Here is a 13,021-nt window from a genome sequence, read left to right on the forward strand (position 1 = left end):
GGCGATGTCGAGCCCCACGCCGTTACCCCCGCCTGGTGGAGCGAATTCATCCGCGATGGGCTGAAGCGGTTGCAGGTGCGATGTAGGTTGGGCCGAGGTACGAAGCCCAACGCAGCAGACCCCAATCCAGCTTCACATTGATGTGCGCATCACCACCGGGTGAACGCCGCGGCTGGCGGCTTTCGTAGGATGGAGTAGAGCGAAGCGAAACCCATGCGGTGGGTGTGCCAGGAATCCAGAGTCGTCCTGAAAGCGCTGTGCTTGAGCCTTTTCGTTGAGTCCACAACAGCTAACGCAGACAGAGCCAACGAATTCGCCCCTACAGGGATCGCGCAGCCTGTAGGTCGGGTGCAGCCCGACGTTTGCGGCGGGCGGAACATCTTCACACCTTGCGCAACGCCTCGACCTTCCCACCGTGCACCTGCAGTTCCGCCGGGATGCGCCGTTCGAAGGGGGTGGAGAGGATCAGCGAGGTCTTGCTGGCGCCGTACTGGCTGAGGCGGTCGATCAGGTCCTGCAGCTCCGGCATGGTGGCCACGGCGGCTTTCATCAGCACGCAGGCGTCGCCGGTGATGCGGTGGCAGAGGGAGATCTGCGGGATCTTCTCCAGGGCCTCCAGGGCGCGCTTGGAATCGTGGTCGGCGAGGCGCAGTTCGATCACGCACTCGATCGGCAGGCCGATCTTCGCCGGGTCGACGGCAGCGTGGTAACCGGTGATCACCCCGCTGGCCTCCAGCTTGGCCACGCGGTCGGCCACGGCCGGGGGCGAGAGGTTGACCCGGCGCGCCAGTTCGGCGAACGAGGCGCGGCCGTTCTCCATCAGTGCCGAGAGCAGCAGGCGGTCGTACTTGTCCATCGGTGGTCTCCAGGCGAGGTGTTTGGGAAAAAAGGCAAACAACGATAATTGGCGTTGTTTCGAAAGTTGGTAGGCCGTTTAAGCAGGGTTAATCGCTTATTTTCCCTGTCATGCCTTGCATAGAATAAACACCCTGCCAACCGGATCGTCGAGCCCCCCATGCCTGCGCAACGTTTTCCCCTCCTGCTGATCGGCGCCTTCTTCGCCCTCTACGTCATCTGGGGGTCCACTTACCTGGCGATCCGCATCGGCGTCGAATCCTGGCCGCCGCTGCTCATGGCCGGCGTGCGCTTCGTCATCGCCGGCAGCCTGATGTTCGCCTGGCTGCGCTGGCGTGGCGCGCCCATGCCCACACTGCGCGAGTGGAAGGCCGGCGCGATGGTCGGCGTGCTGCTGCTCAGCTGCGGCAATGGCGGCGTGACCCTGGCCGAGCACCTGGGCGTGGCCTCCGGCGTCGCCGCCCTGGCGGTGGCCACGGTGCCGCTGTTCGCCCTGCTGTTCGGCCTCATCTGGGGCCAGCGCACCACGCGCCTGGAATGGGCCGGCATCGTCCTCGGGCTGATCGGCATCGGCCTGCTCAACCTCGGCTCCAACCTCCAGGCCAGCCCGCTGGGGGCCGCCCTGATCATCTTCGCTGCCGCCAGCTGGTCCTTCGGCTCCATGTGGAGCAAGCACCTGCCGCTGCCCGCCGGTCCCATGGCCAGCGCAGTGGAAATGCTCGCCGGTGGCGTCGCGCTGCTGCTGGGCAGCGCCCTGAGCGGCGAGCGCATGGAGAGCCTGCCCACCCCCGCCGGCTGGGCGGCCCTGGCCTACCTGGTGGTGTTCGGCTCGATCATCGCCTTCAGCTCCTACCTCTACCTGTTGAAGAACGTGCGCCCGGCGGCAGCCACCAGCTACGCCTACGTCAACCCGGTGGTGGCGGTGCTGCTCGGCGTGCTCTTCGCCGGCGAGCACATCGGTGGCGAGGAAGGCCTGGCGATGCTGGTGATCATCAGCGCCGTGGTGCTGATCGGCCTGCCGCAGTGGCGCAAACCCAAGGCGCCGGTGCTGCAGCAGACGAGCTGACGGGAGGCCGGAACCCGGGCGACGGCGACGCAGGTAGTTTTGCGGCGGCCTGATAGAATTGCGCCTTTTCCACCTCCGGTTCCGCCCCCATGACCTTCGCTTCCCTTGGCCTGATCGACCCCCTGCTGCGCGCGCTCGACACGCTCGGCTACAAGACCCCATCGCCGGTGCAGGCCGAGGCGATTCCCGCCGTGCTCAAGGGCCGCGACCTGATGGCCGCGGCGCAGACCGGCACCGGCAAGACCGCCGGCTTCGCCCTGCCGCTCTTGCAGCGCCTGACCCTGGAAGGCCCGCAGGTGGCCGCCAACTCGGTGCGCGCCCTGGTGCTGGTGCCCACCCGCGAGCTGGCCGAGCAGGTCCACGAGAGCTTCCGCGTCTACGGGCAGAACCTGCCGCTGCGCACCTACGCGGTGTACGGCGGGGTCAGCATCAACCCGCAGATGATGAAGCTGCGCAAGGGCATCGACGTGCTTGTAGCCACCCCCGGGCGCCTGCTCGACCTGTACCGGCAGAACGCGGTCAAGTTCAACCAGCTGCAGGCGCTGGTGCTGGACGAGGCCGACCGCATGCTCGACCTCGGCTTCTCCCGCGAGCTGGACGATGTCTTCTCCGCGCTGCCGCGCCGCCGCCAGACCCTGCTGTTCTCCGCCACCTTCTCCGACGCCATCCGCCAGATGGCCCGCGAGCTGCTGCGCGACCCGCTGTCCATCGAGGTCAGCCCGCGCAACGCCGCCGCCCGCAGCGTCAGGCAGTGGCTGATCACCGTGGACAAGAAGCGCAAGTCCGAGCTGTTCCTGCACCTGCTGCAGGAGCGCCGCTGGGGCCAGGTGCTGGTGTTCGTCAAGACGCGCAAGGGCGTCGACGAACTGGTGGGCGAGCTGCAACGCGTGGGCGTCTCCGCCGACGCCATCCACGGCGACAAGCCGCAGCCCTCGCGCCTGCGCGCCCTGGAGCGCTTCAAGGCCGGCGAGGTGCAGATCCTCGTCGCCACCGATGTCGCCGCCCGTGGCCTGGACATCGACGACCTGCCCCTGGTGGTCAACTTCGACCTGCCGATCGTCGCCGAGGACTACGTGCACCGCATCGGCCGCACCGGGCGTGCCGGCGCCACCGGCGAGGCCATCTCCCTGGTCTGCGCCGACGAGGTGCAGCTGCTCTCGGCCATCGAGGTGCTGATCAAGCAGACCCTGCAGCGCCGCGACGAGCCCGGCTTCGTCCCCGATCACCGGGTGCCGCAGACCGACGCCACCGGCGCCATCCTGAAAAAACCCAAGAAGCCGAAGAAACCCAAGGAGCCCCAGGCCGGTGCCAAGGGCGGCAAGCCGTCGCGCCTGGGCAACTGGATCGACAGCGAGGCGCCGAAGGCCAAGGCCGTGCGCAAGGGCCCGGGGTTCGGCAAGGCGAAGAAGGGCTGACTGCTACCGCCCGGTGTGGCATCGGGTGACGCAACGCGGGGCGCGGCGAACCATCGAGGTGCGGCGCGCGTGTCGCCAGAGCCGGCGGCACGCAGCCTGGCGCGGGATTGGCGAGAGTTCGGAATAATGGCGCAGATCGTGCATTTCTGTGCGAAATGATGAACGCCTAGTGCGTTCGAAGCGCAGTCCAACCTCAGGCGATTCCATGATGCGCCCCAAGGAACTCAAGCACTGGACCACCGGTGTCGCCCACCTGCTGTCGCTGCCCGCCGGCCGCGCGCGCCTGCTCGGCCTCGCCCAGTGGCTGCAGCAGGTCTGTCACGTCGATCACTTCGTGCTCTTCGTCTACGAGGGCAACCACCGGCCGCTGGCGCTGTTCGACACCTTCCCGGCGGACAAGCGCCACGTCTATGTCGAGGACTACCAGGTCGGCCCCTACCTGCTCGACCCCTTCTACCTCGCCTGCACCCGCAACCAGGCGCCCGGGCTGTGGCGCCTGCGCCAGTTCGCGCCGGACCACTTCTACCTGGGCGAGTACTACGTCACCTACTACCAGCAGACCGGCCTCACCGAGGAAATCGCCTTCTTCGTCGACCTGGCCGACGGCGCCAAGGCCGTGCTCTCGCTGATGCGCAGTGCCTGCAGCCCGGCCTACAGCCGCGACGAGATGCAACTGCTCGACTGCGCCCAGGCGGTGGTCGAGCAGGTGGTGGGGGAGGCCTGGGAACAGCGCCGCGCCCACCAGCCGCGCCCGGCCCAGGACCTGGACTACAAGATCCGCGAGGCCTTCGAGCAATTCGGCGCGCACCTGCTCACCGCCCGGGAGCAGGAGGTGGTGCAGATGCTCCTGCGCGGGCACTCCAGCGCCTCGGTGGCCGAGCACCTGGCCATCAGCCCGGGCACGGTGAAGATCCACCGCAAGAACATCTACGCCAAGCTCGGTATCGGCAGCCAGTCGGAGTTGCTCGGCCTGCTGGTGCGCGACCTCGCCGGGCAGCGCGAGGCGTCCATCGATCCGGTATTGCGGACTGCGATCTGAGTGGCGGCTCTTATCGCCAACGGGAATTTAGCGGCGCTGATCAATAACCAACCTTTGGTCTGCAACCCCCGTGGCTCAAGGTCCAGAGCCGCCTGTCCACGAGTTATCCACAGTCCGTTCCACAGATAATGTGGGCAATGAATCCCGTCCCCTGCGACATTTCGGCTTCTGCGGCAAGCCTTTTTACGCAGAAATAATGCTTGCCTTGACGGGGCGGCAGTGGCAGGCGCATTTCGTCGCCGGTGCGACGTGAAATCGCACTTTTGCACTGCTGTTTATTTTTTGTACATCTTCGCCAGGCTCCCGTCGTTGTTGGCCTGCGGGCGGTTATAGACGAGTTATCCACAGCTTCATCCACCGATTCTGTGGGCACACGGGCGCTTGCCCCTGGGGGGCTGATCTGGTAGCCCCGGGCGATCTTCGCCACCTTGTGATTGATCAAAAAATGAACAGTTTCCGGCGACCCCTGTCAGGAGCGGTGCGCACGCGCCCATCCACTCGCTGTCCACAAAGTTATCCACAGCTTCTGTGAATAGCTGCGGCAACCGGCAGGGCGGTGGTTGCGGCCGGCCAGCCCTATCCCCGGAGGGATATATACAGTCCGAAACAGCGGTTGTTAGCGTGGCCCCACAAGCAGGAACACCTGGAAAAGGGGCTGGTCGTGAGCGATGCAGAGGCTGTCTTCGATATCGAATTCCGCAACGTGGAAAAGAGCTACGGCTCGGTGCGCGCGGTCAGCGGGCTGAACTTCAAGGTCCGGCGTGGCGCCTTCCACTCCTTCCTCGGCAGCTCCGGCTGCGGCAAGACCACCACCCTGCGCATGATCGCCGGCTTCGAGCAGCCCAGCGCCGGCGAAGTCTGGCTCGGCGGCCGGCCCGTAGCGGGCATTCCGGCGCACCAGCGGCCGGTGAACATGGTGTTCCAGAGCTACGCCCTGTTCCCCCACCTCACGGTGGCGGAAAACATCGCCTACGGCCTGCGCTACCTGACCCCCCGGCCCGACCGCCAGGAGCAGCGCCGCCGCGCCGACGAGGCCCTGGAGATGGTGCGCCTCACCGGCTTCGGCCAGCGCAAGCCCCACGAGCTTTCCGGGGGCCAGCAGCAGCGCGTGGCCCTGGCCCGCGCCCTGGTCAACAAGCCCACCGTGCTACTGCTAGACGAGCCCCTGGCGGCGCTGGACCGCAAGCTGCGCAAGGAGATGCAGTCCGAACTGCTGCGCCTGCAGCGCGAGGTCGGCATCACCTTCGTGCTGGTCACCCACGACCAGGAAGAGGCGCTGTCGATGAGCGACAGCATCAGCGTCATGCAGGACGGCGGCATCATCCAGACCGCCACCCCCGAGCAGCTCTACGAAACCCCCGCCAGCCGCTACGTGGCGGACTTCATCGGCGAATCCAACCTGTTCACCGGCACCGTGCGCCAGGTGGACGGCGACCGCGTGCTGCTGGACATGCCCCAGGGCCTGCAACTGGCCAGCCCGGCCACCCCTACCGGCCCGCGCCTGGCCGCCAGCGAGCCCGGCTGCATCGCCGTGCGCCCGGAGCAGATCGCCATCGGCAACGCCGCCGACGCCCTGGCCCGGGAGATCAGCCTGGCCGGGGAGGTGGTGGACCGCATCTACCTGGGCAACCTCACCGAATACCGCGTGCGCACCGAGCCCTTCGGCATCGTCTGCGTGCGCGTGCCGGGCCACGCCGGGCGCGACAGGGCGGCCTTCGAGCACGGCGCGCCGGTGCGCATCGGCTGGGACCAGGCCGCCGGCCCGGCCATGGCGCTCTAGTTCATCCCCCCGGCAAGGCATCGCAGGGGCTTTTGCAGTGCAGGGCAGACAAGAAAACCAACACTCAACAGGCGGGGTAGCAGGCAATGGACCGTAAAGACTTCATCAAACAGATGCGCAGCTGGCAGAACGGCTCCATCACCCGACGCGAATTCCTCGGCCGCACCGGCCTGGGCCTGGCCGCTGCGGTGGTCGCCACCCACATGCCCGGCCTGCTCACCAGCAAGGCCTATGGCGCCGACAAGGCCATCGGTGATCGCGTGGTGCTGGCCACCTGGCCGAACTACCACAACGCCGAGAACTTCGCCGCCTTCGCCGAGAAGACCGGCGCCCACGTGCAGATGAACGTCTTCGGCTCCAACGAGGAGATGCTCGCCAAGCTCCAGGCCGGCGGCAGCGGCTGGGACCTCTTCGTGCCCACCAACTACACCATCAGCACCTACGTCGAGCTGGGCCTGATCGAGCCGCTGGATCTCGCGCGCCTGCCCAACTTCGATGCCGCCAGCTACGAGAAGCGCTTCATGGAGCAGGGCATCGTCGACGGCAAGCTCTACGCCGTGCCGAAGAACTGGGGCACCACCGGCTTCGTCTACGACAGCGACAGGATCAAGTCCAAGCCCGGCAGCTGGAAGGAGTTCTGGGAGCTGGCCAAGGGCGAGGCCTCCGGCCGGGTGATGGTCCACGACTACCAGCTCACCGCCATCGGCAATGCGCTCAAATCCTTCGGCTACAGCTTCAACTCGCTGGACCCGAAGGAGCTGGCCGACGCCGAGAAGCTGCTGCTGGAGGTCAAGCCGCACCTGTTCGCCATCAACTCCGACTACCAGCCCTCGATGCGCAACGGCGACGCCTGGATGTCCATGTGCTGGACCGGCGACGGCTCGCAGCTGCACCGCGACCTGCCGAACATGCAGTTCACCCTGGGCAAGGAAGGCGGCGAGCTGTGGAGCGACTTCTTCGCCATCCCCAAGGGGGCCGAGCGCCCCGATGCCGCCTACGCGCTGATCAACTTCCTCCTCGACCCGCAGGTGAACAAGCTGGAAGTGGAGGCCCACGGCTACCCCAGCGGCGACAAGCGCGTGGACGCACTGCTGCCCAAGGCGATGCTCGACGACCCGATCATGTACCCGGCCGCCGAGCTGCTCAGCGCCCTGGAGTTCGGCGCCGCCGCCACCCTCACCAGCCCGGAGCGTGCCGAACTGATGGCGCGTTTCAAGGCTGCCTGACCGTCGCTGCCGTCGCAGGGGCGAGCTCCACCCGTGAATCGCGACGCCGCATTCGCGAGCCGGGCTCGCTCCCAGGTCGCCCCCATGAATCCTAGGGACTCTTCCATGAACGTCGCTCTCAGCGCTCCCGCAGCGGTCGATGCGGGCCAGGCCGCGCCGGTCGAAAGCCGCAGCCTCGGCCGCCGCGTCACGCTGCTCCTGCTGCTGCCGTCCACCCTGTGGTTCCTGCTGATGCTGCTGATGCCGCTGGTGATCATCCTGGTCTTCAGCCTCGGCGAGCGCAGCCCGGTGGGGGGCTACGCCGCCGCGCTGACCCTGGACAACTACCTCAACCTCGGCTCGCGGGCCAAGGCCTTCGCCAACACCCTGTTCCTCGCCCCGCTGGGCACCCTGGTGTGCCTGCTGGCGGCCTACCCGCTGGCCTACTTCCTGGCGGTGAAGGTGCAGCGCAACCGCTCGCTGCTGCTGACCCTGGTGATCGTGCCGTTCTGGACCAGCTTCCTGATCCGCACCTACGCCTGGATCTTCATCCTCGGCGGCAAGGGTATCCCCGCGCTGCTGGCCAGCGTCGGCCTGGAGGACGTGCGCCTGATCAACACCCCCACGGCGGTGCTGATCGGCATCGTCTACGGCTACCTGCCGCTGATGGTGTTCCCCATCTACGTCAGCCTGGAGAAGCTCGACAAGCGCCTGCTGGAAGCCTCGTCCGACCTCGGCGCCAGTGCCTTCGAGACCTTCCGCCGGGTGACCCTGCCGCTGTCCGCGCCGGGGGTGATCACCGGCGCCATGCTGGTGTTCATCCTGCTCATGGGCGAGTTCCTCATCCCCGCCATCCTCGGCGGCGGCAAGGTGTTCTTCGTCGGCAACGCCCTGGTCGACCTGTTCCTGCAATCGCGCAACTGGCCCTTCGGCAGCGCGGTGGCCATGACCCTGGTGGCGATGATGCTGGTGATCATCTTCCTCTACCTCAAGCTCGTGGCGCGCTACGGCAAGCGCTCCACCGACGGGATGCTCTGACATGTGGCTGCGCAGCTATTCCACCTCGCTGTACCTGTTCCTCTACGCGCCCATCGCGCTGATCATCCTCTTCAGCTTCAACGCCGGGCGCAGCGGGCTGTCCTTCGAATGCTGCTCGGTGCAGTGGTTCGGCCGCGCCTTCGGCAACCCCTTCATCATGGAGGCCCTGGGCAACAGCGCGCTGATCGCCCTGTGCTCGGCGCTGATCGCCACCCTGTTCGGCACCCTCGCGGTGTTCGGCCTGCAGCGGGTGGGGCGGCGCGTGCGGATGTTCTTCGATGCCCTGACCTACTGCGCGATCATCATCCCCGGCATCGTCATCGGCATCGCCACGCTGATCGCCTTCATCAGCCTGTTCGAGGTGCTCAACCCGCTGCTGGACATGCTCCTTGGCTCCGGTCTGCCGCGCCTGCGCATGGGCTTCGTCACCGTGGTGGCCGCCCATTCGCTGTTCACCATGGCGCTGGTGATGGTCATCGTCCGCACCCGCGTCGAGGCCCTGGACAAGGCCCTGCTGGAAGCCTCCGCCGACCTCTATGCACCGCCGCTGGAGACCTTCCGCCGCGTGGTGCTGCCGCAGATCGCGCCGGCGATCATGGCCGGCTTCCTCCTGGCGTTCACCTTCAGCTTCGACGACTTCATCATCGCCTTCTTCGTCGCCGGCTCGGAAACCACGCTGCCGATCTACATCTTCTCGTCCATCCGCCGGGGCATCACCCCGGAGATCAACGCCATCTCGACCGTGATCATCTGCGCCTCCCTGGCGCTGCTGTTCACCTCCCGCTACCTGCAGAACCGCCGCACCGGCGCCTGACGACCCTGGAGAGCCACCATGCGTGACCAGCTGTATATCAACGGCCAATGGGTGCGCCCGGACCTGGGCGGCCATTTCGACGTGCTCGACCCGAGCAGTGGCGACCTCATCCAGCGCGTGCCGGCGGCCACCGAGGAAGACATCGACCACGCCGTGCGCGCCGCGCGCCAGGCCTTCAACCGCGGCTGGGGGCAGACCACCGGCGCCGAGCGCGCCGGCTGGCTGGAGGCCCTGGCCAGCGAGCTGGAAGGCCGCCAGGACGCCCTCGCGGTGCTGGAGGTGCGCGACAACGGCAAGCCGCTGCCCGAAGCGCAATGGGACATCGCCGACGCCATCGGCTGCTTCCGCTACTACGCCGAACTGGCCCGCGAGCTGGACGGCCGCCAGGACGAGGCGCTGGAGCTGCCGGACGCGCGCTTTCGTTGCCGTATCCGCCACGAGCCGGTGGGCGTGGCGGGGCAGATCATCCCCTGGAACTACCCGCTCTTGATGGCCGCCTGGAAGGTCGCCCCGGCCCTGGCCGCCGGCGCCACCTGCGTGCTCAAGCCCTCGGAGCTGACCCCGCTCACCGCCCTGGAACTGGCCGGCGCGGCGGACCGCATCGGCCTGCCCTCCGGCGTGCTCAACGTGGTCACCGGCCTCGGTGGCGACGCCGGCGGGCCCCTCAGCCAGCACCCGGGCGTGGACAAGCTGGCCTTCACCGGCAGCGTGCCCACGGGGGCGAAAATCATGTCGGCGGCGGCGGCCGACATCAAGAACATCAGCCTGGAGCTGGGCGGCAAGTCGGCCTTCATCGTCTTCGACGACGCGGACATCGAAGCGGCGGTGGAGTGGATCCTGTTCGGCATCTTCTGGAACCAGGGCCAGGTGTGCAGCGCCACCTCGCGGCTGCTGGTGCAGGAAGGCATCGCCCCGCGCCTGCTCGAACGCCTGGTCGCCGAGGCGCGGCGCATCACCATCGGCCCGGGGCTGGAGCGCGGCGTGCTGCTGGGCCCGCTGGTCAGCGCCGGGCAGTACCAGAAGGTCATGGGGATGATCGAGCAGGGCACCCGCGAGGCGACCCTGATCAGCGGCGGCAAGCGCCCCGCGCACCTGTCCCACGGCTACTTCCTGGAGCCGACGATCTTCGACGAGCCGGGCGACAATGCCAGCATCTGGCGCGAGGAGATCTTCGGCCCGGTGCTCTGCGTCAAGCGCTTCAAGACCGAGGCCGACGCCCTGCGCATGGCCAACGACAGCCGCTTCGGCCTCGCCGCCGCGGTGATGAGCGCCGACCTCGACCGCGCCGCGCGGGTGGCCAACGGCCTGCGCGCCGGCATCGTCTGGGTCAACTGCTCGCAACCCACCTTCACCCAGGCGCCCTGGGGCGGGATGAAACAGAGCGGCATCGGCCGCGAGCTGGGCCGCTGGGGGCTGGACAACTACCTGGAGGTCAAGCAGGTCACCGAGTACCGCAGCCAGGAACCCTGGGGCTGGTACCTCAAGTGATGCGAGGACGCCCCGTAGGATGGGTTGAGCGAAGCGAAACCCATGCTGTGCGTGCATGGCCGGATCGCCCCATCGCGAATGAATTCGCTCCCACTGGGCGGCGGATGGACTCGACCCATGCGTAGGGTGGAGGTCGCTTTTTACCTCCACCGGGCGGAGTCGAGCCCTGGTACAGCGTCATGCCTGAGGCTCCACACCGATGGGGTTCGCGGAGCTCTACCCATCCTGCGAGGCCTCCACGCAGGGTTCGCCGTGTGCACCACGAACGGATCGGTGGGCGTTACGCCGGGCCGCCGTCGCCGGCGCGGAGGGCGGCGACCTGCTTCTTGTAGCGCGCCACCTCGGTGACGTCGTAGATCACCACGCACAGGTGCTCCACGCTGCCGCTGGCGCCCATCAGCGGCAGCAGGGTGACGTTCTGGTACATGAACTCCTCCTCCCCGGTGATCGGCTGGTAGTTCTTGAAGCGCACCAGGTAAGGCCGCTGCTCCCACAGGCTGAAGGCCCGGGTGCCGAGCTGCACCACGCTGTCCACCTTGCGCCGCAGCCAGGTCTCGTCGATCTCCTCGAACAGCTCGAACAGCACCTTGCCGTGGACTTCGTCCGGGCCCAGGCCGGAGTGGTTCTCCATGAAGCTGTTCCACACCTCCACGCGGTACTGGCGGTCGAGCACCACCACGCCGACGTCGATGCACTGCACGATGTCGAGCAGCCAGTGAACCTCTTTGATATCGATCTGTGCCGGCATGGGTCAGTCCATCAGGTAGCGGATCTTGTGGGTCAGGCGCGGGATCGAGTCCTCGGTGAACAGCAGCAGCAGGTCGAAGTGCACGTCGTGGGCCTCGACGCTGTAGCTGATCTCCACCGCCAGGGTCTTCTTCCAGCGGGTACGGTTGAGGTGGATCAGCCGCTCGATGGACGCATGCTGCCCGAGCAGCTGCGGGTGGCCCTGGGAGAAGCGCACGTCGATCTGCTCGGCGATGCCGGCCAGGCAGGCGCCGATGATGATGCTGGCCAGGTCCAGCAGCATCTCCGAGGTTTCCTTGTCGTCGGCCGGCTGCCAGCGCAGCAGGTTGGCCATGTCGGCGATCTCCGAGTCGTGGAACAGCAGCAACGCCTCGCCGGCGATGGCGTCGCCGATGAAGCCCTGGCACAGCGCGCTGAGCCGCTCGCCGCGCTGGGCGTCGGCCAGGGTCATGTGCAATTCGCTGACTTCGAAGATGTTCACCTGGGGCACCGGCAACTGCACGAAGACGTCCAGCACCTTGGCCAGCAGCGCGGCGGCGCGGCCCATGGCGACGTTGCTCACCTCGCGCAGGGCGTCGCGGAAGTTGACCTTGAGGACCAGGTCCTCGCGGGAGGGCACCGGCTCGGCGGGCACGCCCGGCGCCGGCACCTTGAGCAGGCCCAGGCGCACCAGCACGGCGCGCAGCTCGGCCGGGTCGGCGGGCTTCTTGATGAAGGCCAGGGCGCCCAGCTCCATCACCCGGCGCTGGGCTTCCTCCTGGATGTCGCCGGAGACCACCACCACCTGGGCCACCAGGCCTTCGGCGCGCAGCTGGGCCAGCACCTGGTAGCCATCCATCACCGGCATGGTCAGGTCCAGCAGCACCACCTGGCCCAGGCCCTGGCGGATGGCGACCATGGCTTCTTCGCCCTGGGTGGCCTGGGTGATGGACACCGGCCAGTCCTGGGGCAGGGCGCGGATCAATTGCTTGCGCGCCATCATCGAGTCATCGCAGACGAGGAGGGGGATCACTTAGCGGCACCGCCGTCACTTCAGGGTCAGAGCAAGCATAGACGCTGGCCCGGTGGCCGCCGACACCCGGTGCCGGCGGGGTTGCGCTCAGATGTTCTGGCCGATGCGCCAGAGCACGCCACTGGGGTCGAACAGCACGAAGTCGCGCATGCGCCAGGGCTGGTCCTGGGGGGCAATGGCACGCACGCCGTAGCGCTCGATCACACCGCTGGCCTGCACGTGCTGCCACCAGGCCTCAACGTCCTTCACCAGCAGGTGCATCATCAGGTTCCCGGCCAGGGCCGGCTCGTAGAAGTTCTGCAGCAGGAAGGCGCAGTCGCCATGGCTGAAATAGGCGATCTCATCCGAGACGCCGCCGGGCCTGAAGCCCAGGTCCAGGTAGAAGGATTTGCTCTGCTCGTAGTCCTTCGCGGGGACGAAGGCCTTCAGTTCAACGGTTTCCAGCGTGCTCATGGGCTATCCCTGTGGTCGGTGAACAGGCCGTCGCGGTCGGGGCGGCGCCTCTGCGGGCGCCTGCAGCCGCATCCTAAACCCAGGAATACCCGCTCCGGTAGCCCGTCAG

The 13,021-nt window shown here is 67.5% G+C and carries 12 protein-coding genes; 8 read left to right on the forward strand and 4 right to left on the reverse strand.

Annotated elements, in window-relative coordinates; translation table 11 throughout:
* Positions 1–382: 382 nt before the first annotated feature.
* The gene (locus ACYJSS_RS29690) at positions 383–856 is read right to left on the reverse strand and encodes an Lrp/AsnC family transcriptional regulator (RefSeq protein WP_111261469.1); all 474 of its coding nucleotides are present in this window, start codon (positions 854–856) and stop codon (positions 383–385) included.
* A 159-nt stretch (positions 857–1,015) separates the two neighbouring features.
* Between ACYJSS_RS29690 and yedA the strand changes: the two genes are divergently transcribed.
* The 8 genes from yedA to ACYJSS_RS29730 all read left to right on the forward strand — a co-directional run bounded on the left by yedA (position 1,016) and on the right by ACYJSS_RS29730 (position 10,700).
* Positions 1,016–1,921 (forward strand): drug/metabolite exporter YedA, encoded by a 906-nt coding sequence (yedA, locus tag ACYJSS_RS29695; protein ID WP_111261468.1) that lies wholly within the window; start codon positions 1,016–1,018, stop codon positions 1,919–1,921.
* A gap of 89 nt (positions 1,922–2,010) precedes the next feature.
* Positions 2,011–3,336: a DEAD/DEAH box helicase gene (locus tag ACYJSS_RS29700; protein WP_111261467.1), complete on the forward strand. Its 1,326-nt coding sequence runs from the start codon at positions 2,011–2,013 to the stop codon at positions 3,334–3,336.
* Positions 3,337–3,544: 208 nt separating this feature from the next.
* Positions 3,545–4,375 carry a response regulator transcription factor gene (locus ACYJSS_RS29705; protein ID WP_236206530.1) on the forward strand — a complete coding sequence of 277 codons (831 nt, stop codon included), beginning with the start codon at positions 3,545–3,547 and terminating at the stop codon, positions 4,373–4,375.
* 661 nt (positions 4,376–5,036) lie between these two features.
* On the forward strand, positions 5,037–6,155 hold the full coding sequence (locus ACYJSS_RS29710; protein WP_236206518.1) for an ABC transporter ATP-binding protein: 1,119 nt from the start codon (positions 5,037–5,039) through the stop codon (positions 6,153–6,155).
* A gap of 86 nt (positions 6,156–6,241) precedes the next feature.
* Entirely contained in the window at positions 6,242–7,381 is a 1,140-nt protein-coding gene (locus ACYJSS_RS29715; RefSeq protein WP_111261465.1) for an ABC transporter substrate-binding protein, read from the forward strand.
* A 105-nt stretch (positions 7,382–7,486) separates the two neighbouring features.
* Positions 7,487–8,398 carry an ABC transporter permease gene (locus ACYJSS_RS29720; protein WP_021217527.1) on the forward strand — a complete coding sequence of 304 codons (912 nt, stop codon included), beginning with the start codon at positions 7,487–7,489 and terminating at the stop codon, positions 8,396–8,398.
* Between the two features lies 1 nt (position 8,399).
* A complete protein-coding gene (locus ACYJSS_RS29725; protein ID WP_236206520.1) occupies positions 8,400–9,212 on the forward strand; it encodes an ABC transporter permease in 813 nt (270 codons plus the stop codon).
* 18 nt (positions 9,213–9,230) lie between these two features.
* On the forward strand, positions 9,231–10,700 hold the full coding sequence (locus ACYJSS_RS29730; protein ID WP_236206521.1) for an aldehyde dehydrogenase family protein: 1,470 nt from the start codon (positions 9,231–9,233) through the stop codon (positions 10,698–10,700).
* A 280-nt stretch (positions 10,701–10,980) separates the two neighbouring features.
* Here the strand turns inward: ACYJSS_RS29730 and ACYJSS_RS29735 are convergent, their stop codons facing one another.
* The 3 genes from ACYJSS_RS29735 to ACYJSS_RS29745 all read right to left on the reverse strand — a co-directional run bounded on the left by ACYJSS_RS29735 (position 10,981) and on the right by ACYJSS_RS29745 (position 12,912).
* Complete coding sequence (locus tag ACYJSS_RS29735) at positions 10,981–11,448, reverse strand: PAS domain-containing protein (RefSeq protein WP_111261461.1); 468 nt, start codon at positions 11,446–11,448, stop codon at positions 10,981–10,983.
* A 3-nt stretch (positions 11,449–11,451) separates the two neighbouring features.
* A complete protein-coding gene (locus ACYJSS_RS29740) occupies positions 11,452–12,459 on the reverse strand; it encodes a response regulator (RefSeq protein ID WP_111261460.1) in 1,008 nt (335 codons plus the stop codon).
* A gap of 87 nt (positions 12,460–12,546) precedes the next feature.
* The gene (locus ACYJSS_RS29745) at positions 12,547–12,912 is read right to left on the reverse strand and encodes a VOC family protein (RefSeq protein WP_111261459.1); all 366 of its coding nucleotides are present in this window, start codon (positions 12,910–12,912) and stop codon (positions 12,547–12,549) included.
* Positions 12,913–13,021 lie beyond the last annotated feature (109 nt).

The sequence above is a fragment of the Pseudomonas sp. No.21 genome (assembly GCF_054558415.1).